This is a genomic window from Mycobacterium sp. NS-7484 (genome assembly GCF_001953975.1).
Lineage (GTDB): Bacteria > Actinomycetota > Actinomycetes > Mycobacteriales > Mycobacteriaceae > Mycobacterium.
Genome location: NZ_MBEJ01000055.1, coordinates 22,495 through 41,904 on the forward strand (window position 1 = coordinate 22,495; position 19,410 = coordinate 41,904).

Sequence of the window (19,410 nt, forward strand, 5' to 3'; positions counted from 1 at the left end):
ACGCCCGCCTGTATACAGCTACGCATGCCAAGCTGACGCCATGGCTGCACAACGTAACCCGCTCCGTGCCGACCTCGTGCTCTCCGGTGGCGGAGTCAAGGGCATCGGCCTGGTGGGCGCCGTCGTCGCACTCAAGGACGCCGGCTATGCGATCGAGCGGGTGTCAGGCACCTCGGCGGGCTCCCTGGTCGGCGCGGTGGTAGCCGCGGCCGCGCAACGCGACGACATGACCGGTGAGCAGCTGCGAGAGTTGGTGCTCAACGTGCCGTATCACAAGTTTCCCGACAGCGGGCCGATCGAACGGATTCCCGTCGTGGGCGCGGCGTGGGGACTGCTGCGGGAGACCGGAATCTATCGCGGCGATTTCGCGCACGACTGGATGCGCAGTGAGCTGAAGAACCTGGGCGTCACGACGTTTGGTGATCTGGCGATCGACGACAAGAACCTGCTGCCCGAGCGGCGCTATCGGCTGGTGGTGACGGTGACCGACGTGACCACCGGTCAATTGGTCCGTCTGCCTTGGGATTACCGACGGGTCTACGGGTTGGATCCCGAGGAGCAACTGGTCGCCGACGCGGTGCGGGCGTCGATGGCGATACCGTTCCTGTTCCATCCGGTCACCCTGAACACCGCTGACGGACAACCCTGCACGCTGGTAGACGGTGGTGTGCTGTCGAACTTTCCGATCGACTCCTTCGACCGCCCCGACGGAGCCGAGCCACGCTGGCCGACCTTCGGGGTGACGGTGGTGCCGTATCTTCCGGCGCCGACGGCCGAGCAGCTCATCCCCGGCCTGGGAATGCTGCGGTTCGGCAAGCCGACGTTTTTGGAGAGCCTGCTCACCACCATGTTGGTCGGTCACGACCAGGCCCATCTGAGCCTGCCGTGGGTGAAGGTGCGTGCGATCGAGGTGGATTCGACCGATGTCGGTGTGCTGGATTTCGACATCACCCGTGCCGAGGCCGAGGCACTGTACGACAAGGGTTATGCCGCGACGACGCAGTTCCTGTCCACCTGGGATTGGCCGGGCTATCTGGACCGTTTCCGCCGCGCGACCCGGGTGCAGCCCTAGGCTCTAAGCCCTACGCACTCAGCGCAACTTCACCATCCGCGTCGTCGAACTCTCGTCCAACTCGACCACATCCGAGCGCGACCGCAGGAAATCGCTGAACGATTTGAAGCCCAAGGATTTCTCGCTGAAGGACGGGTCCATCCGTTTCATCTGGGCCTTGACCACGGAGTTGTGCAGCCACTCCACGTCGTCTTTCTCCAGGCCGATCTGCAGGGCACGGGTGAGCAGCGCGGTGGCCTGTGTCTGGGGATCAGGGTCCTCGGATTTGCGGGCGCGTTTGGGCGCTTTGGCTTCGGGTTCGGGAGCCGAGGTGGGGATGCCGGGCAGTGAGTCATAGACGACGAACTCGTCGCACGCGGCGGCCAACATCCGGCTCGAGGAGCCGGCGACACCGATGCCGACGACGTAGCGGCCCAGCCGTTTGCAGCGTTGCGCGAGCGGGATGTAATCGGAGTCGCCGGCCACGATCACCACGTGGGTGAGGTCGGGCAGGCGGAACATGTCCTCCACCGCGTCGACCGCCAGCCGGATGTCGGCGCCGTTCTTGCCGTACGCAGCGGCCGGGAACAGCTGCACCAGGTCGACCGCGCGTCCGACAAGCTGCAACCGGTACTCGGCGTTGACCTCGGCCGACCAGTCCGCGTAGGCACGGGTGAGCACCAAGGTGCCGAAAGAAGAAGCGAAGTCAAGGATCGCGCCGATATCCACCGTGGCCCTGGTCAGCTTGTCCGGATCCAGACCCTTGGCCTTGTCCTTCTGAAAGGAGTTGCGGCCGTTGACCTGGTCGTAGCGCGAGATGACAATGTTGTCGAAGTCGAGGTAGACCGCGACGCGGGTGGCGGGTTCGGTCATGTTCCCAGTCTGACAAATCTGGCCTGTGTCGGTATGGGCAGTTCTAAAGTGGGAAGTACTTTCTCGCTGTGAGTCCGCGAAGGAGAATCGAGAAACCGGCACATGCTTGCGCAGGCTTCGGGTCATTTTCCCGATGTCGTCGTCACCGCGATGACATCGACCACTTCCCTTGCGCCTGAAGCCGAGGACACGTGGCGCTTGCTGCTCGAGGGCCGCAGCGGGATTCGTCCGCTGGACAAGCCATTCGTCGACGAGTTCGACTTCCCGGTGCGAATCGCCGGGCAGCTCACCGAGACGTTCGACGAGATCCTGAGCCGCATTGAGCGGCGCAAGCTTTCGTACATGGGGCAGATGTCCACGGTGCTGGGGCGTCGGCTCTGGGAGGTCGCCGGCTCACCCGAGATCGACACCCGCCGGCTGATGGTCTCGGTCGGGCTGGCGCTGGCCACCACCGAAGAGATGATCCTGCAGTACGACACGTGGAAGGAAAAAGGGCTGCGCGCCGTCGCACCCACCTCGATCCAGAAGTACATGCCCAACGCGCCGGCGGTGGCCGTGGCGTTGGAGCGGCACGCCAAGGCCGGTGTGATGTCGCCGGTGATGGCCGACGCGTCCGGTGCGTCGGCGATCGCGCACGCCTGGCGCCAGATCATCCTGGGGGATGCCGACATCGCGATCTGCGGTGGAGTGGAGACCTGCATCGAGGCGGTGCCCATCGCGGCATTCACGCAGGCGGGTTTCATGTCCACCGACAACGACGATCCGGTGGCCGCCTGTCGTCCGTTCGACAAGGACCGCCACGGCATGGTCTTCGGTGAGGCCGGGGCGTTGATGCTGATCGAAACCGAGGAGCACGCCAAGGCGCGCGGCGCCCCGATCCTGGCCCGGCTGCTGGGTGCCGGCATCACCTCCGACGGCTACGACGCCATCCGGCCCGATCCGACGGGGGAGCGGGCCGGTGACGCCATCGCCCGGGCCGTGGAGTTGGCCGGTCTCACCCCGGCCGACATCGACCACGTCAATGCACATGCCGCCGGCACGTGGTGCGGGGATGTGGCCGAGGCCAGGGCCATTCACCGTGCCCTCGGCGCGTCGACGCCTGCGGTGTATGCGCCGAAGGCGGCGTTGGGTCACTCCCTGGGGTCGGCCGGGGCGGTGGAGGCGGTGCTCACCGTGCAGGCCCTGCGCGACGGAATCATCCCGCCCACGCTCAACCTGAAAAATCCGGACCCGGAGATCGAGCTGGATGTGGTCGTCGACAAGCCGCGCCAAGGCGATTACCGGTATGCGATCAGCGATTCGTTCGGGTTCGGCGGGCAGAACGTGGCGTTGGCGTTCGGCGCCTATTAGTCCCCTTTGGTGAAGGTGAACTGGGCGACTTCGGAGATGCCGCGGCGGAAGAAGTCGGCGCAACCGGTGATGTAGCGCATGTAGCGGTCGTACACCTCTTCGGAGGTGGTGGCGATCGCCTCGTCACGGTGGGCGACGAGATTCGCCGCCCAGGTGTCCAGCGTCCGTACATAGTGGGCGTTCATCAACTGCAGCTGTTCGGTGTAAAAACCGGCGGCCGAGGAGAATTCGTACATGTCGTCATCTGAGGGCAGCTGACCGCCGGGAAAGATCTCCTTGCCGATGAACCGGGTGAACTTCATGTCGCTCAAGGTGATCGGGATGTGGTGTTCCCGCCAATAGTTGATCGGATGGGTGAAGATGGTCTCGATCACCATGCTGCCGTCCTCGGGCAGCACCCGGTACGCGGTGTCGAAAAACGCTGCATACCGGGACTTCCCGAACGCCTCGAACGCCTCGATGCTGACGATACGGTCCACCGGCTGGTCGAATTGTTCCCAGCCCTGCAGGCACACCATGTGTGAGCGGTCGGACTCGACGTGGTCCAACAGGTTCTGGTCGAACGCGTATTGATTGCGGCTCAGGGTCAGACCGATCACGTTGACGTCGTAGCGTTCCAGCGCGCGTTTCATCAATGCGCCCCAGCCGCAACCGATGTCGAGCAACGTCATGCCCGGTTCCAGGTCCAGCTTGTCGAGGGCCAGGTCGATCTTGGCCATCTGGGCTTCTTCCAGTGACATGTCATCGCGGTCGTAGAACGCGCAACTGTAGGTGCGTGACGGGTCCTGGAAGAGTCCGAAGAATTCGTCGGAGAGATCGTAGTGGGCTTGAACATCCTCGAAGTACGGCCGCATCTGGGCCGTCCCCGCCACGCCGTCGGCCATGCGCACTTACCTCCCCGTTGGTTTATGCCTTCTCACAGGTGAACTGGCACACGTCGGTGTAGCCGTCACGAAACAGGTCCGCACATCCGGTCAGGTACTTCAGGTAGCGCTCGTAGACCTCTTCGGAGGTGATCGCGATGGCCTCGTCCTTCTTGGCCTGCAGATTGGCCGCCCAGGTGTCGAGGGTGCGGGCATAGTGCGGACGCAGGCGCTGTTTGCGGGTGACGTGGAAGCCTGCCTCGGTCGCGCGGTCTTCGACCATCTTGATCAGCGGAATGCGGCCCCCGGGATAGATCTCGGTGACGATGAAGCGGAAGAACCGCATCAACGACATCGTCGTCGGCAGGCCCATCTCGGCCACTTCTTCCTTGCTGGTCGAGACGATGGTGTGCAGCAGCATCACCCCGTCCTCGGGCATCAGCTCATAGGTCTTCTTGAAGTAGTCGGCGTACTTCTCGAAGCCGAAGTGCTCGAACGCGCCGATCGACACGATCCGGTCGACCGGTTCGTCGAAATCCTCCCACGGTTGCAGCCGTACTTCTTTGCTGCGGGGGCTGTCGGATTCGGCGAACCGTTGCTCGATGTGGGCGAGTTGGTTGTGCGACAACGTCAACCCGATGACGTTGACGTCGTACTTCTCCACCGCGCGCATGATCGTCGAGCCCCAGCCGCAGCCGATGTCGAGCAATGTCATGCCCGGCTGCAGGCCCAGTTTGCCCAGCGCCAGATCGACTTTCGCCATCTGGGCCTGCTCCAGCGTCATGTCGTCGCGCTCGAAATAGGCACAACTGTAGGTCTGGGTGGGGTCCTGCCACAGCCGGAAGAAGTCGTTGGACAGGTCGTAATGGGAGCGGACTTCGTCTGCCGTCGACCCGTGTCGCTCACCCGGACGCGCACCGATGTACGGTGCTGCGGTTTTGTCTTTGTGCTCAGTAGCTGTCACTAGCCGCCCCGTACGGTTTCGGACTCGGTAGCTGAGGGGCATACCGCTTTTTTGATACGCCGTGACCGGACGTTACTCCTTTAGGGTCACGCCGGGTACCCCTTGGAAGAACTTGATCCCGGTGATCTTGAAATGCCGGGCGCTGCTTGCGGATTCAAACAGTCGGGTCAGTCTTCGGTTTCCTGTCGGCCGACCAGGTGGCGCGTGCCGGTCGGGCCGAGCAGTTCGCGGAACGCCTGGACGGTGTATCCGACGACGACGGCCTCGCTCTTGGCGCGGGTCGTGGCCGAGCGGGGCAGACTGAACAACGGGCCCATCTCGCCGAAGTAGTCACCGGGGCCGGCGACTTTGATGATTTCCTCACCGCCACTGGCCAATTCACGCACGATCTCCAGCTCGCCGGCGGTGACGACGTAGATCAGATCACCCATCTCGCCCTGGGAGAACAGCACCTCGCCCGGTTCGAGCGTGACGGCTTCGGTGCTCTGATGTTCCACGGCGACGTGCGGGACGAGCTCGACCACCTGATCGGCCAGCGGCAGGATGCGGGTGTCGTGCGTGGCGACGACGACGACGCGCTCGCCGCTGGCCAGCTCGCGGATCAGCCGCAGCACCTCCTCGACCTGGATGAAATCCAGATGGGCCGTCGGCTCGTCGGCCAGGATCAGTGGCGGGTCGAGCGCGATGGCACGGGCCACGGCGACGCGTTGCTGCTGGCCGCCGCTGAGATTGCCTGGGCGGTGGTGCAATCGGTCTTTCAGCCCGACGCGGGTGAGCAGTTCCATGGCGCGTTCGCGGGCGCCGTAGCGGCTCATGCCGGCTGCGCGCAGCGGCACGATGACGTTTTCCAGGGCGGTCAGGCTTGGCACCAGGTTGAACGCCTGGAACACGATGCCGACGGTATCGCGGCGGTAGTCCGACAGGCCCTTCTTGTTCAGGCCCGTCACGTCGATGTCGCCGAACTCGATGCGGCCCGCGGTCGGTTTCAGGATCCCACCCAGGCACGACAGCAAGGTCGTCTTGCCGCAACCGCTGGGGCCCAACAGGATTGCCAACGAGCCGGCCGCGACCTCGAGGTCCAGGCCGTCGATCGGGCGCACCACGTAGCCGCCGCTGGAGTACTCCACGACGAGGTCTTTGACGAGAAGGCCGGCCATGTCAGGGTCCTCGGAACGCCAGGGCAGGGTCGATGGTGACGGCGCGACGCAGCCCGGCCACACTGGCCAGCAGGCCGATCCCGACCGCGAGGATCGGCAACGCGACGAAGGCGGCCGTGGGCACGTCGCAGCGCATCGGGAACGGTGGGCCGAGCACCAGGGACAGGCCGGCGCCCAACAGGGCGGCCAGCAGCGCCACCGTCACCGCCTGCATCGCCAACCCGGCCATGATGGACCGGGTAGCCACTCCGACGGCTTTGAACACCGCGAAGTCGCGGCTGCGTTCCAGCGCGGACAGGTAGATCACCGAACCGACGATCAACGCCGCGACCGCCCACAACAGGCCGGCCATCAGGCTCATCGCCTGCTTGGCGCCGCGCAGGGCGCGCACCATGTCGTCGACGGCGCCGGCCCGGTCCACGATGCGGAAATCCGGTGGCGTCTGCTGCGGGGTGCCGAGGATGCCGACCGACGAGATCAGCTTTTGGCCCGAGAACAGCAGTTGTTGGGCGCCGGGCACGGTCAGATAGATGTTGTCCTGACCGGCCAGGGCCGTGGAGTCATCGACCAGGCCGACGACGTGTAGCTTCGCCGCGCCGACGTCGATGTCGGCCCCGATCGGGCGGCCCATCGTCGTGGACACCGCGACCTCGTCGACGGCATGCGGCGCGCGGCCCTCTTTGAGGTGTGGCGCGCCCGGGCCGTCGTCGGGCACGCCGAACACGTTGACGTTGCGAGGGGTGCCGTCGGCGGGGATCGTCGAGGAGCCGTAGACCAGCGGGACCGCGGTGTCGACACCAGGAAGACGGGCGGCGATCTGAACGGCGTTGGGTGGCAACGGCGCTGAACCCAGGAACGGTCCGGCCGCGCCTTCTTTGATCATGAAGTGGTCGAGGCCCAGCGCGTCGACGCTGCGTTCGGCCTCCACGCGGAAACCGTTGGCCAGCCCCGTCAACACCAACGTCATCGCGAAGACCATCGCGGTGCCGACCACGGCGATCATGAATCGCCGTCGCCGCCACTGCAGATCGCGTAACGCCGCGATCAACACGTCGGTGTCTCCTGCATCGCTTTCGACGTTACCGAGGTGGTTGTAGCGGGTGGTAGTTATTGGGGCATCTTCTCTTTGATCACAGGGGCCACAGCGGTATCGGCTGTGGGACCGATAGGCAGTCTGGAAACCTGATATCGCCGGTGATATCAGGGGTGGTGACTCGGCCTCCTGCAGGGCAACTGCGTCAGTGCGCATCCTGCCAGGACCTGCCAGACCTCCGGGAGCCATCGTCCGGGTGGGCTATGACCATTCGGTGGCCGTCGTGAGGAAGCGCTGAAGTGCGGAAAGACGTCGTACGGCCTCTTTAGCAAAAGATGTCGAACGACAACAATCGGAAATGTCGTCGAACGACTGCAAGGAGCGGGCCATGCAGATCAAGACAATGGGTGACGTTGGTGCTCTCGTTCGTTCTGCTCGCACAGCTCGTGGAATGACTCAGGCTGAGCTGGCCGCGCAACTGCGCATGAGTCGAGATTGGGTCGTCAGGCTGGAGAAGGGGCACCCGCGACTGGAAGCGCAACGCGTGCTCGATGCACTTCGCGTCGTCGGTGTGAGTCTGGAGGCGACCGCGCCCGAGATGCCGTCGAGTGCCCGCAAACGTACTCGGAAGGAAACCCCGGAGAAGTCCCCGCCTGCCGGAACGGTTCCCAGAACGCTTGATCCGTTTGACGCGCTGTTCGGCACAAGGAAAAGACGATGGCGGACAGGACGCTGCGGGTCTACCTGGACGGGATCCCGGCCGGTACCGTGACGCAATCTGCCCACGGGGCTCTGCGTTTCACCTACGACGATGAGTATCTCGACCGGCCTGATCCCACACCGTTGTCGCTGTCCTTTCCCATTGTCGAATCGGCATCGGGACAAGGCTATTCGGTCCTACCTTGAGGGCCTGCTTCCGAACAGTGAAGGTGCGCGACAGCGGTGGGGACGCGAGTACAACATCTCGCCGAACAATCCTTTCGCTCTGCTCGCTCATGTCGGACGCGACGCGGCCGGGGCGGTTCAGCTTCTCCCGCCTGACGTCGGTCCAGCGGACGCCCGCGCACGGACCGGTGATATCCAATGGCTCAGTGAGACCGAACTCGCAGATCTCGTCCACCTGCTCGCCACTCATCAAACTGACTGGGACCCAGGAAGATTCGGAGGTCGGTGGAGCCTCGCCGGCGCTCAACCCAAGGTCGCGCTGTTCCAGGACCCGCAATCTACGACCGCCTCTATGACGGGATTACCTGGCACCGAGTCCACCAAGAAGACATGTGCCAGGCGCTGTCGGTCCACCCCGGTTTGAAATACCAGTCCGATGGCGGCCCCGGTGTCGGTGACGTCGCCGATCTGCTCAATCGTCTGCCGATCGAGGACCGCGCTGTGAACGCCGAGCGGTTCTTCAAGGCGCTGTCCTACAACATCCTTATCGGTGGAACCGACGCTCACGCAAAGAATTACTCCCTCGTCCTCATCGGATCGAGAGCGCAGGTGTCGCCGCTGTATGACACCGCCTCGGCAGCACCATATGACCAGCGCGAGCGTCTTCGCTCTTCGATGCAACCTGAGGCGCAACGCATGGCGGAGCGGATCGTCGAGCATGTCTCGGGGACATGGAAGCCGAACCTGAACCGCTGAGGAGAGCGAGATGGCGGCATGCCTTCGTGAACTTCCGGGTCTATGCCGACGGATCGCGAACCGCGTCTACGCCACCCGCACCTTGGATGCGGCGGTGTGGGGAGCTGAGCCGGCCGTCGGCGAGGCCGCACCAGGCGGGAGCCCGTTAGCTCGATACGGGGATTTGTGCCCGCTCCCCGTACCCTTCCCTCGTGGACGCGATCGACCCTGACCAGCTCAGCACGTGCCTGCGGGTGCTGTCCGAGGTGCACAAGTTGCCTCCGGAGCACCCTGACGCCATTGCTGTGCGCCAGGCCACCGCGAAGATGTTCAAGGAATTGAAGAAAGTTCGCCGGGCCGCCGCACGCGAGGCGGTCGCGGCCGCCGACCGCGCCGTCATCGCCGCCACCGCCACGGGGGCGCCGGGACGGATCGACGACGAAACCCAGGGTCTGCCGCTGGTGTCGACGGCGGTCGGGGCCACTGCGGGCACACTGCTGCGCTCGCGGGCCTGCTACATCTGCAAGAACCACCACACCGTCGTCGACGCCTTCTACCACCAGCTTTGCCCAGACTGCGCCGCGATCAACCGAGCCAAACGCGACGCCCGCACCGACCTGACCGGGCGCCGGGCCCTGCTCACCGGCGGGCGCGCCAAGATCGGCATGTACATCGCGCTGCGGCTGTTGCGCGACGGTGCGCACACCACGATCACCACCCGGTTTCCCAACGATGCGGTGCGTCGCTTCGCCGCGATGGAGGACAGCGCCAACTGGTTGCACCGGCTGCGGGTGGTCGGGATCGACCTGCGGGACCCGGCCCAGGTGGTGGCCCTGGCCGACGAGGTGGCCGCGCAGGGACCGCTGGACATCCTGATCAACAATGCGGCCCAGACGGTGCGTCGGGCGCCGGGCTCGTATGCCGCGTTGGTCGAGGCCGAGCGCACCCCGCCGCCGGCCTTGGTCGACGTCGTCACCTTCGACCACGTCAGCGACGCGCACCCACACGCCCTGGTCGGCAGCCTCGGCGAGCACCCGTCGGCGCATGCGCTCACCGAGCTGGCCCTGACCGCCCGCAGCGCCTCCCCGGAGCGGATCTCCGCGGGCACGGCCATCGACGCGGGCGGCCTGCTGCCCGACACCGCGCCGGTGAACAGTTGGACCCAACGCGTGCACGAGGTCGACGCAATGGAGCTCCTCGAAGTACAGCTCTGCAATCAGACCGCGCCGTTCATTCTGGTGAGCCGGCTGCGTCCCGCGATGGCCGCGTCACCCGCCCGGCGCAAGTACGTGGTGAATGTGTCGGCGATGGAAGGTCAGTTCAGCCGCGGCTACAAGGGCCCCGGGCACCCGCACACCAACATGGCCAAGGCCGCGCTGAACATGCTGACCCGCACCAGTTCCGGGGAGATGCTGGAGCAGGACGGGATCTTGATGACCGCGGTCGACACCGGGTGGATCACCGATGAACGTCCGCACCCGACCAAACTGCGGCTGGCCGAGGAAGGTTTCCACGCACCGCTGGATCTGGTGGATGGTGCTGCGCGTGTATGACCCGATCGTGCGCGGGGAACTGGGCGAGGATCTGTACGGGTGTTTCTTGAAGGACTACTCGAAGAGCAATTGGTAGGAATCGGACCGGCCAGACAAAGCCACGCCTCCGGATTGGGAAGCCGCAACAGGTAGGGCAGCCGGGAATCTTCATCCGGATTGAGGGCTATGAGCATCTCCGCCACACCGCGATTGCGCCGGTTGAGCGGCTGTGGCCAACGATGTGCCCGCGGAACCCGGCGGGGCGTGGCTGCTCGCGGCGTGCGTGTTGGCTAGCCTGACGTCACCTCCCGAAAGCGAATTCTCAATGTTGGTTGTGCACGGATTCTGGTCGGCCGGCGGCTTGTGCGTGTGGGCCGAGGATTCGGACCGTCCGGTCAAGAGCGCAAGTCAGGCGTTGCGTGCTGCCCGTCGGCATCCCTTCGCCGCGCCGGCGGAGGTGATCGGCTCGATCCACGCCGGCAAGCCCGGCAGTACGGTCTTGCTGTTGCCGTCGCTGCGGACGTCCCCGCTGGACTCCCCGGAGCTGTTGCGGCTCACCCCGCGCCCGCCGTCGCGCAGCACACCCGCTCTGCTGCCGTGGACGGTTCCGACGATCTGGCTTCCGGCGGTATCAGCGTTGGCGCTCCTGGATGAGCCGGCCGTCGACGTACGCTACGGCGAGTCGGTCGCCTACTTCGCCGATATCGCCGACTTCGCGCGAAAACTGGTGGCGCGTGGCCGGATTCTTCCGGCGCTCGGCATCGACGGACACCAGCCGGTCGGGTTCTGGCGGCCCGTCGTGCAGGGCGCGGATGTGATGGAATTGAACGCGATCATTGCGGCCATGCCGCCGGTGTGCCGGGCGGAGTCGGATGCGCAGGCGGGTTTGGCCACGTCGGCGTTGGCGGCGTTCGTCGACGAATTGGCCCGTGTCGCCATCGCGCCGGCTGACGAGTTGCTTCCCCCGCGGCGTGGCCGTCGACCGAAAAGTCTTCCGGTAGAAGAAGAATGGATTATCGCGCTGACGGCGCCGGACGGCAGGTTCGATGCCGAGTCTGATGCACTCGACCGCTTGGCGGACGCATTGGCGCCGTGGGATGAGATCGGAATCGAGGAACCTGGTCCGGCTCGCGCCACCTTCCGGCTGGCCGAGGTGGACTCCGACGATGACCCGGCCGGCTGGCGACTGGAGTTCCTGCTGCAATCGATCGCCGACCCCAGCCTGCTGGTGCCGGCTGAGCAGACCTGGGATGACGACGGCAGCCTGCGGCGTTGGCTCGACCGCCCCGAGGAACTTCTGCTCACCGAGTTGGGGCGGGCGGTCCGGATATACCCCGAACTGACCTCCGGTCTGCGCACCGCGCGTCCCTCCGGCGTCGATCTGGATGCCGAAGGCGCCTACCACTTCCTGTCGACCGCGGCGCCGCTGCTCGACGACGCCGGCTTCGGGGTTCTGCTGCCGTCGTGGTGGGACCGCCGCCGCAAGCTCGGTCTGGTGGTTTCGGCGTCCACCCCGGTCGACGGTGTGGTCGCGACGGCCGGCCGATTCGGCCGGGAACAGCTCATCAGTTTCCGGTGGGAACTCGCGGTGGGGGACGAGACGCTCACCGAGGCCGAGATCGCCGCGCTCGCCCAGACCAAGGCGCCGCTGATCAGGTTGCGCGGCCAGTGGGTGGCGGTCGACCCGGAGCAGTTACGCCGCGGGCTGGACTTCCTCAAGCGCACCCCGACCGGTCAGGCGAGTCCCGCCGAACTCCTGGCGCTGGCGGCCCGCCACCCCGACGACACCGACACCCCGCTGGAGATCACGTCGGTGCGGGCCGACGGCTGGCTGGGTGATCTGCTCAACGGCGCTGCCGCGCAATCGCTTCGGCCGCTGCAACCGGCACCGGACTTCGTGGCGACGCTGCGCCCATACCAGCAGCGGGGCCTGTCGTGGCTGGCTTTCCTGTCCGCCCTCCGCCTGGGTGCCTGCCTGGCCGACGACATGGGCCTGGGCAAGACCGTGCAGCTGCTCGCCCTGGAGTCCGCGCAGCGTCACGACGAACCCGCCACCGCGCCGACCCTGCTGCTGTGTCCGATGTCGTTGGTTGGCAACTGGGAGCGTGAGGCCGCGAAATTCACACCGGCACTTCGGGTTTACCAGCACCACGGGGGTGACCGACGGCACGGCGAGGCGCTGGAAGAACAGTTGACGCAGGCCGACCTGGTCGTCACCACCTACGCCACGGCCACCCGGGATATCGACGAACTCGCGCAGTATCGGTGGAACCGGGTGGTCCTCGACGAGGCGCAGGCCGTCAAGAACAGCCTGTCCCGCGGGGCCAAAGCGGTGCGCCGGCTCGATGCCGAGCATCGGGTCGCGCTGACCGGCACCCCGGTGGAGAATCGGCTCGCCGAATTGTGGTCCATCATGGACTTTCTCAACCCCGGACTGCTCGGCTCGTCTGAGTCATTCCGGGCCCGGTATGCGATTCCGGTGGAGAAGTACGGTCAGACCGAGCCGGCCGAGCGGCTGCGCCGGGTCACCCGTCCCTACATTCTGCGGCGGCTCAAAACCGACCCGACAATAATCGATGATCTGCCCGACAAGATCGAGGTCAAACAGTATTGCCGGCTCACCGTCGAGCAGGCGTCGCTGTATCAGGCCATCGTCGAGGAGATGATGGAGAAGATCGAGAGCACCGACGGAATTGAGCGGCGCGGCAACGTCCTTGCGGCGATGACCAAACTCAAGCAGGTGTGCAACCACCCAGCGCAACTCTTGCACGACCGGTCGCCGGTCGGTGCGCGCTCGGGCAAGGTGGTCCGGCTCGAGGAAATCTTGGAAGAGATTCTCGCCGAGGGGGATCGGGTGCTGTGCTTCACCCAGTTCACCGAGTTCGCCGAGATGCTGGCGCCGCACCTGGCCGCCCGGTTCGGTCAGGATGTCGCCTACCTGCACGGCGGGGTACCGAAGAAGCGGCGCGACGAGATGGTGGCGCGGTTCCAGTCCGGCGAGGGACCATCGATCTTCTTGCTGTCGTTGAAGGCCGGTGGCACCGGCCTCACCCTGACGGCCGCCAACCATGTTGTGCACCTGGATCGGTGGTGGAATCCGGCAGTGGAGAACCAGGCCACCGACCGCGCTTTCCGGATCGGTCAGAAGCGCACCGTGCAGGTACGCAAGTTCATCTGCACGGGCACCCTGGAGGAGAAGATCGACGACATGATCGAGCAGAAGAAGGCGCTGGCCGATCTCGTGGTCGGCGATGGGGAAGGCTGGCTGACCGAGCTGTCCACCGGGGAGCTGCGCACGCTGTTCGCCCTGTCAGAGGGGGCTGTCGGTGAGTGACTGGTATCCCGCCTCGCGCCCCCGTCCGGTCGAGAGCGGGTTGAAGGCCCGCAGCACCCGGGGCGCCATCGCGCAGACGTGGTGGTCGCAGCGGTTCATCGAAGTGCTCGAAGGCATGGGCATCGGCAGCCGGTTGCAGCGCGGCCGCAACTATGCCCGCCGTGGGCAGGTGATCTCGCTGGACGTGGGGCCGGGCCTGGTCGCCGCGCAGGTGCAGGGCAGCCGGGTGCGGCCCTACCGGGCCCGCATCGGGATCACCGCATTCGACAAGAGTGAGTGGGCACAGATCGAAGCCGCGCTGGCCCAAGACGCCTTGTACACCGCGGCGTTGCTCGCCGGTGAGATGCCGGCCGACATCGAGGGCGTGTTCGACGCGTTGGATCTGCCACTGTTTCCCGCGACGGCCCGGGAATTGTCGCTGGATTGCTCGTGTCCCGACAGTGCGGTCCCGTGCAAGCATCTCGCCGCGGCGTTCTACCTGCTGGCCGAAGCGTTCGACGAGGACCCGTTTGCGATCCTGGCCTGGCGTGGTCGGGACCGCGACGACCTGCTGGAGAACCTGGCGGCCGCCCGCGCCGGTGGCGGCTCGGCGGTCGATCGGGCCGAGCCGGCCGGCCGGCCGCTCGCCGACTGTCTTGATTCTTTCTTTGTGCGGCAGAACACGATTCCCGTCTCTGCTCCTCCTGTGGCGTCATCGGCGGCGCTGCTGGATCAGCTGCCTGACATCGCGGTGGCCGTGCGCGGGCGGGCGTTGGTAGAGGTGCTGCGCCCGGCGTACCTCTCTTTCGATGCTCGGCCGGCCGATGGTGATGCTGAGGGCGTCTGACTTCAGGTCGAACGTGACCACTCGGCCGGCATCCACGGGTGTCGCGTGGCCTGGCGGCTCAGGCTGCGGCGCATGAGGTGGTGTGTAGGATCGTTACACATGAGTAGCCGTATTCAAGTGATTCTGTCGGAAGCTGAACGTGAGGCGTTTCGTCGCCAGGCTGCGGCCCGCAAAATGTCGTTGAGCACGTGGTTGCTTGAAGCTGGACGCAAGCAGCTCGCTGCCGAGCAAGCCGGACCACTGCGCACGGTTGCCGAGCTACGCGAATTCTTCGGGTCGCTGCCGGATGAACCGGGTGTCGAGCCGGATTGGGACGAGCATCTCCGGGTGATGGCAGAGTCGCGGCGACATGGTGCGTCGGCTCCATGATCTTTGTCGACACGAATGTCTTCATGTATGCCGTGGGTCGGCAGCATCCACTGCGCCAGTCAGCCCGGGACTTCCTCGAGCACAGCGTTGAGGCTCGCAGCCGGCTGGTCACCTCGGCGGAAGTGTTGCAGGAGCTGCTGCATGCCTACATTCCGGCGGACCGAATCGCCACCCTGGATGCGGCGTTGACGCTTGCGCGATCGTTGACCGAGGTTTGGTCGATCGAGGAGGCCGATGTGGTGCATGCTCGCACGTTGGCTGACCGTCACCGTGCGCTCGGTGCGCGTGACCTCATCCACCTGGCCTGCTGTCAGCGTCGCGGTGTCACCGAAATCAAGACCTTCGACCGCGCTTTGGCCAGCGCGTTCGGCTGAAGGGTGGATCCTGACAGACGTTTCCAGCGCTGCGTGTGCCCGGTGGGTTCGCGGGCCACGAGACTGGATCCGGATTTTGCGCTGTCGGCGCCACCCGCGTTCGTAACGTGGTGGTGCGCATCACCCCGCGATCGGACGACGCACGTCCAGCTGCGCCAGGTCGGCGGCGATACGCCCGGCCGACCAACCGGCCCCGTTGGACACCGACATCATGCGGGCGCTGGTCACCGGGAAGAGCCGGTTGGTGAGGTCATCGGTCGCCTGGCTGTGCGCAGCCAGTACCGGAAGCAGCGTGCCGCGGTCCACCTCGGTGGCCACCGTCGTCGAGGTGGCGGTGAGGCGTTCACCGATGCGCTCGGCGTACGAGAGCAGAAACGATTGGCGAAACGAACGCGTCCGGGCCTGACCGCCACTGGTGGTGCGGCCCGCCGCCAGCATCGCCCGGTTGGCCTGGACCAACAGTGAAGTAGACAGCAGCTCAACGAATTCCAGGCCGCAGTCGGTACCGATGACGGTGACGAACCCGAGCTTCTCCGCGCACACCAACCGGCACCGGTTGGCCGTTGCCACCGACTGCACCAGTGTTGCCTTGGCGCCGACGTAGGGGTTGTCGATCCAGAGCCGCCGGGCGGTTGCCTCCGCGGCGTGTCCTTGCTCGTGATCACGGATCGCGTGGTGCAGCGAGTATCTGCTCATCAGCTCTTGCGCCTTGGCCGAAAAGGCTTCGGCTTCTTCGGGAAACTTGGTGGCCTCGGCTTTGGCGAGCAGCCCGCGCACCCGGCTGAGCGCTTTCGCATCGGCGGTGGACACCGGCGTCGACGAATGCTGGTGCCTGCCGGGCAAGGGCAGTAGCGGTTCGAGGGTCGGAAGGGTTCCCAACAGCCACAGCACCTTCAACACGATCACCAACACGGCCTGACGGTCGCGACCGTTTCGGTCCGCCCAGTCCCGCATCTGCGCAGCGCCGTGATCACTGCCCGTCGGCAGCTCGGCAAGCTCGCCACGCCATCGTGGGTGCAGCGTGGCGGCGGAGTAGTGCCGGGACTCCCGAACGATGGCCTCGTCCAGGTAGCCGGCTGCCACTGTGTCGAGACGGCGACGAGCGAACTCGTGGAGGTCGTTGGGCGACCACCCCGCCTGCCATGCGTTGCTGATCGCACCGGCCAAGGTGCCCTCGGCGGCAAGGTCGAGATCGTCTGCCCGGCCAGGGAATTCGTCGAGCAGCTCGTTGGCGTGGAATCCCGCATCGTGGTAGGGACACAACGCGAAGTGGTACAGCGCGGCGGTGAGGCGGTCGAGGAGGGCGGCCCGGTCGTACCCGGGATCGGGGCTCCAGCGTTCACGTGGTGACGATGCGCGGCGACGGTCCTTGTGCTTGGCGGCGCGCTTTTGGCGGTTGCGGCGGCTCATGGCTGGAGTCTGGTGCAAGGGTCCGACAAGTAGCCGCTGCTGCCGCGCATACCGGCGGCATGCTGGTCGTCTTCGACGCGGTGCGCGCCTGTACGGGGTAGTGCCGCCAGGGAGTCGGGGCAGATCTCCTGGCCTGGAACGGATGCTGATGAGCACCGCGGGATTGGCTGAACGCGAAGGCCTTTGGATCGTTTCCCATTCTCACTATACGGCCGGAGGGGGGTCTTGCGGCAAGGCCCCTGACGTGCTGCACAATCGTCCGATCCGTGACGAGATGGGGAATGTTGTGACGAGTACGCCGAAGCCTTTCGAACTGCACGAGTCGGGTGCGCTGCTGCACGGCACCAAGGCCGACCTGGCGGTGGGTGAGTACTTGGTGCCCGGACGGGAGTCGAATTACGAGGCGGGACGGATCATGAACCACGTGTACGTCACCCGCACCTTGGATGCCGCGGTGTGGGGCGCCGAGATGGCTGTCGGTGAGGGGCGGGGCCGCGTCTACATCGTCGAACCCGAAGGTGCGCTGGAGGACGACCCGAACGTGACCGACAAGAAGCTGCCCGGCAACCCGACCCACTCCTACCGCACCCGGGAGCCCGTCAAGATCGTCGGTGAGCTCACCGACTGGGTGGGGCATTCACCCGAGCAGATCCAAGGCATGCGCGATGGCCTGGCCGATCTCCGGCGGAAAGGGCTCGACGTCATCTACGACTGACCTCTCCGATTGTCGGTGGCTCGTGTGACGATGCGCGGTTCACTCAATTCAGGAGGTTGATATGAAGCGTGTAGTGGTGGCTGCGGTGACGGTCGCGATGGCTGTCGTCCTGAGCCCGGTGGCGTCGGCCGAACCGTCATGGACGATGCCGAACCTGATCGGGATGGACCTGTAGGGGGCGCAGGATGCCATCCAGTCGCTGACCCACGGCGAGGTGTGGTTCAGCAGCTCGACCGATCTGACCGGGAAGGGCCGTGCGCAGATCAGCGACCGCAATTGGCAGGTGTGCAGTTCCACGCCACCGCCCGGGGTGAAGTTCTCGGCGTCGACCGAGATTGACTTCGGGGTGGTGCGGATTGACACGGAGGAGTGTCCGTGAGGCCTCGTTCGTAAGGCACTCGGCACGCTGCAGTGGGTGGACGCCGGCGGTGATCCGATGGCGTCCACCCAGGTGGACTTCGCGCATCGATGGTGCCGATAACGGCCGTACGCTCATGGGCATGCGATTCGGGCCTGTCACCGCGCTCTTGATCGCGCTGTCGGTCGGCGTGAGTGGCTGCACCGGTGCGCCCGACCGCGAACAGGAAGCACTCGACATCCGCAGCCGCATCGCGGCGATGCCGGGGGTGTCCGACGTCGACCTGATCTATGAAAACGGCGTTTTGGAGGGCACCCGGTTCGAGCTCGATGTTGCCATGGACGGGGCCACCGATGAGCAGGTCGGCGCGGTGGCCGGGCAGCTCGACGAGCTACGCGGCACAGACTTCGCCAAGTTCGACCAGTCGGTGAAGATCGTTGTGGCCGAAGGGACGTCGATATCTGGCGGTGCGGACCTGCCCGACGACATCGGACCCGTGACCGGGTTGGTGCGCCGGCTTCGCGCGGACGTTCCGGCTGGGGAGATCCGCTGGTTCGGCGGTGCCGCGCCGGACGCCTCGAAGATGCAGATCCTGAAGGCGCAGTCTCCGGATGCCGCGGTCGACGCCGTCTTGCGGATTTTCGCCGACCGGCCGCCGAGCGAGATCGAGGTCGCCGCAGCCGACCGGGTGGCCGATCCGCACTGGATGATCGTCAACCGGTTCACCCCCGCCGACAAACAGCGCGTCGACGGGCAATTGGCCGCGGCGGCGCCGGCCGATCCGGGGTGGATCGGTGTCCGTGACGGCAGGATCGACCACCTTACCTTCGGTATACCGACCCCGGCGGCCGCCTACGACGACGTGGTGCGGACCATTCATGCGATCGGGGCCGGTCCGGACAATCCCGTCAGCCTCACCTGGGCCTGGCACGGTATTAAGTACCGCTACGACGAGCCGCGCTGGGCGGGCAGCGCCATGATCGGCAAATGCGACTACGTCAACGGTGACCGCACCAAGTCCGAACCGCTCGTACCCGATGCGTTGGCCCTGCAACAGCGCATCCGCGACGAGTTCGATACCTGCCTCAAGTAGCGGCTGGTCTCGGGGTCAGCTTGATCGCGGCGAGGTGCTCACGCTCGACGGCATCGGCGAACTCCCGCAGGGTGGGCATCCGTGGTTCACGGAACGTCAAGCCCATCATCCGTTGCGCGCGTTTGACGCCGTAGGACTCGGCGCAGCGGTGGAACAGATCGGCGACGGTCGCGTGGTCCTCGATGAGGTCGCCGTGCATGGTCGTGGTCTGCCCGTCATGCAGGACCTCGGCGGTGGCGCCGTTGCGGAAGTTGTATTTCCATGGCGCGTCGGTCATGGCATAGAGGGTGTTGTCGATGACATGGGCGCTCAACGGAATCACGTACTGCCGTCCGGTCTTTCGGCCGCGGACGGTCAGCACCATGAATTGTTTTCGCGCAGCGCCGGCGAACGGCATGCGCAGAAGGAACCGCAGCGCCGGATTGACGACGCGCATCATCGCCTGTGGTGGATGGGTCACGGTGACCATGGGCGATTGCTCTGTCATG

At 65.8% G+C, this 19,410-nt stretch carries 17 protein-coding genes and 2 pseudogenes; 12 read left to right on the forward strand and 7 right to left on the reverse strand.

Translation table 11 applies throughout. The features are described from left to right. The first annotated feature begins 40 nt into the window (after positions 1–40). Positions 41–1,072 (forward strand): patatin-like phospholipase family protein, encoded by a 1,032-nt coding sequence (locus A5733_RS09905; RefSeq protein ID WP_076239990.1) that lies wholly within the window; start codon positions 41–43, stop codon positions 1,070–1,072. A gap of 18 nt (positions 1,073–1,090) precedes the next feature. Here A5733_RS09905 and A5733_RS09910 read toward each other — a convergent pair whose 3' ends face one another. Next, positions 1,091–1,924: an NYN domain-containing protein gene (locus tag A5733_RS09910; protein WP_076239991.1), complete on the reverse strand. Its 834-nt coding sequence runs from the start codon at positions 1,922–1,924 to the stop codon at positions 1,091–1,093. A gap of 102 nt (positions 1,925–2,026) precedes the next feature. On the opposite strand from A5733_RS09910, the gene A5733_RS09915 reads away from it, so the two are divergent. Beyond that, entirely contained in the window at positions 2,027–3,274 is a 1,248-nt protein-coding gene (locus A5733_RS09915; protein ID WP_076239992.1) for a KasA/KasB family beta-ketoacyl-ACP synthase, read from the forward strand. Here A5733_RS09915 and A5733_RS09920 read toward each other — a convergent pair. The 4 genes from A5733_RS09920 to A5733_RS09935 form a co-directional block, all read right to left on the reverse strand. After that, positions 3,271–4,158 carry a cyclopropane mycolic acid synthase family methyltransferase gene (locus tag A5733_RS09920; protein WP_083666081.1) on the reverse strand — a complete coding sequence of 296 codons (888 nt, stop codon included), beginning with the start codon at positions 4,156–4,158 and terminating at the stop codon, positions 3,271–3,273. The genes A5733_RS09915 and A5733_RS09920 overlap by 4 nt on opposite strands. A gap of 22 nt (positions 4,159–4,180) precedes the next feature. Beyond that, on the reverse strand, positions 4,181–5,101 hold the full coding sequence (locus tag A5733_RS09925; protein ID WP_082957795.1) for a cyclopropane mycolic acid synthase family methyltransferase: 921 nt from the start codon (positions 5,099–5,101) through the stop codon (positions 4,181–4,183). 167 nt (positions 5,102–5,268) lie between these two features. Further along, positions 5,269–6,258 carry an ATP-binding cassette domain-containing protein gene (locus A5733_RS09930; protein WP_076239994.1) on the reverse strand — a complete coding sequence of 330 codons (990 nt, stop codon included), beginning with the start codon at positions 6,256–6,258 and terminating at the stop codon, positions 5,269–5,271. Position 6,259: 1 nt separating this feature from the next. Next, positions 6,260–7,309: an ABC transporter permease gene (locus A5733_RS09935; protein WP_067772835.1), complete on the reverse strand. Its 1,050-nt coding sequence runs from the start codon at positions 7,307–7,309 to the stop codon at positions 6,260–6,262. A 385-nt stretch (positions 7,310–7,694) separates the two neighbouring features. Between A5733_RS09935 and A5733_RS28205 the strand changes: the two genes are divergently transcribed. The 8 genes and pseudogenes from A5733_RS28205 (at position 7,695) to A5733_RS09980 (ending at position 15,346) form a co-directional block, all read left to right on the forward strand. Next, positions 7,695–8,063, forward strand: a complete 369-nt coding sequence (locus A5733_RS28205) for a helix-turn-helix domain-containing protein (RefSeq protein WP_369830921.1) — start codon at positions 7,695–7,697, stop codon at positions 8,061–8,063. After that, positions 8,009–8,600 (forward strand): annotated as a pseudogene (locus A5733_RS28210) (HipA N-terminal domain-containing protein). Before A5733_RS28205 ends, A5733_RS28210 begins: the two are co-directional and overlap by 55 nt. Next, the gene (locus tag A5733_RS09955; protein ID WP_369830922.1) at positions 8,513–8,932 is read left to right on the forward strand and encodes a HipA domain-containing protein; all 420 of its coding nucleotides are present in this window, start codon (positions 8,513–8,515) and stop codon (positions 8,930–8,932) included. Before A5733_RS28210 ends, A5733_RS09955 begins: the two are co-directional and overlap by 88 nt. A 191-nt stretch (positions 8,933–9,123) precedes the next feature. Further along, a pseudogene (locus tag A5733_RS09960) lies at positions 9,124–10,540 on the forward strand (SDR family NAD(P)-dependent oxidoreductase). Between the two features lie 228 nt (positions 10,541–10,768). Beyond that, a complete protein-coding gene (locus tag A5733_RS09965; protein ID WP_076239999.1) occupies positions 10,769–13,777 on the forward strand; it encodes a DEAD/DEAH box helicase in 3,009 nt (1,002 codons plus the stop codon). Then, positions 13,764–14,603, forward strand: a complete 840-nt coding sequence (locus A5733_RS09970; protein WP_076240000.1) for an SWIM zinc finger family protein — start codon at positions 13,764–13,766, stop codon at positions 14,601–14,603. The genes A5733_RS09965 and A5733_RS09970 overlap by 14 nt, the downstream gene beginning before the upstream one ends. Positions 14,604–14,702: 99 nt before the next feature. Further along, complete coding sequence (locus tag A5733_RS09975; RefSeq protein ID WP_231965774.1) at positions 14,703–14,972, forward strand: antitoxin; 270 nt, start codon at positions 14,703–14,705, stop codon at positions 14,970–14,972. After that, positions 14,969–15,346, forward strand: a complete 378-nt coding sequence (locus A5733_RS09980; protein ID WP_076240001.1) for a type II toxin-antitoxin system VapC family toxin — start codon at positions 14,969–14,971, stop codon at positions 15,344–15,346. Before A5733_RS09975 ends, A5733_RS09980 begins: the two co-directional genes overlap by 4 nt. 120 nt (positions 15,347–15,466) lie before the next feature. On the opposite strand, the gene A5733_RS09985 is transcribed toward A5733_RS09980, so the two are convergent. Next, positions 15,467–16,756 carry a DUF2786 domain-containing protein gene (locus A5733_RS09985; RefSeq protein WP_076240002.1) on the reverse strand — a complete coding sequence of 430 codons (1,290 nt, stop codon included), beginning with the start codon at positions 16,754–16,756 and terminating at the stop codon, positions 15,467–15,469. Positions 16,757–17,030: 274 nt separating this feature from the next. Here A5733_RS09985 and arr point away from each other — a divergent pair, with 274 nt between their 5' ends. Both arr and A5733_RS10000 read left to right on the forward strand, forming a co-directional pair. Beyond that, a complete protein-coding gene (gene arr / locus A5733_RS09990; RefSeq protein WP_076240034.1) occupies positions 17,031–17,471 on the forward strand; it encodes an NAD(+)--rifampin ADP-ribosyltransferase in 441 nt (146 codons plus the stop codon). Between the two features lie 500 nt (positions 17,472–17,971). Next, entirely contained in the window at positions 17,972–18,922 is a 951-nt protein-coding gene (locus A5733_RS10000) for a hypothetical protein (protein ID WP_142253899.1), read from the forward strand. Here A5733_RS10000 and A5733_RS10005 read toward each other — a convergent pair. Next, positions 18,915–19,409, reverse strand: a complete 495-nt coding sequence (locus A5733_RS10005; RefSeq protein WP_076240004.1) for a hypothetical protein — start codon at positions 19,407–19,409, stop codon at positions 18,915–18,917. The genes A5733_RS10000 and A5733_RS10005 overlap by 8 nt on opposite strands. Position 19,410 lies beyond the last annotated feature (1 nt).

Excerpts from the sequence above, each read along its gene's own strand:
- A5733_RS09905 (WP_076239990.1), top strand. The coding sequence starts at position 41 with ATGGCTGCACAACGTAACCCGCTCCGTGCCGACCTCGTGCTCTCCGGT.
- A5733_RS09910 (WP_076239991.1), bottom strand. The coding sequence starts at position 1,924 with ATGACCGAACCCGCCACCCGCGTCGCGGTCTACCTCGACTTCGACAAC.
- A5733_RS09915 (WP_076239992.1), top strand. The coding sequence starts at position 2,027 with ATGCTTGCGCAGGCTTCGGGTCATTTTCCCGATGTCGTCGTCACCGCG.
- A5733_RS09920 (WP_083666081.1), bottom strand. The coding sequence starts at position 4,158 with ATGGCCGACGGCGTGGCGGGGACGGCCCAGATGCGGCCGTACTTCGAG.
- A5733_RS09930 (WP_076239994.1), bottom strand. The coding sequence starts at position 6,258 with ATGGCCGGCCTTCTCGTCAAAGACCTCGTCGTGGAGTACTCCAGCGGC.
- A5733_RS28205 (WP_369830921.1), top strand. The coding sequence starts at position 7,695 with ATGGGTGACGTTGGTGCTCTCGTTCGTTCTGCTCGCACAGCTCGTGGA.
- A5733_RS09965 (WP_076239999.1), top strand. The coding sequence starts at position 10,769 with ATGTTGGTTGTGCACGGATTCTGGTCGGCCGGCGGCTTGTGCGTGTGG.
- A5733_RS09975 (WP_231965774.1), top strand. The coding sequence starts at position 14,703 with ATGAGTAGCCGTATTCAAGTGATTCTGTCGGAAGCTGAACGTGAGGCG.
- A5733_RS09980 (WP_076240001.1), top strand. The coding sequence starts at position 14,969 with ATGATCTTTGTCGACACGAATGTCTTCATGTATGCCGTGGGTCGGCAG.
- A5733_RS09985 (WP_076240002.1), bottom strand. The coding sequence starts at position 16,756 with ATGAGCCGCCGCAACCGCCAAAAGCGCGCCGCCAAGCACAAGGACCGT.
- arr (WP_076240034.1), top strand. The coding sequence starts at position 17,031 with ATGGGGAATGTTGTGACGAGTACGCCGAAGCCTTTCGAACTGCACGAG.
- A5733_RS10000 (WP_142253899.1), top strand. The coding sequence starts at position 17,972 with ATGCGATTCGGGCCTGTCACCGCGCTCTTGATCGCGCTGTCGGTCGGC.
- A5733_RS10005 (WP_076240004.1), bottom strand. The coding sequence starts at position 19,409 with ATGACAGAGCAATCGCCCATGGTCACCGTGACCCATCCACCACAGGCG.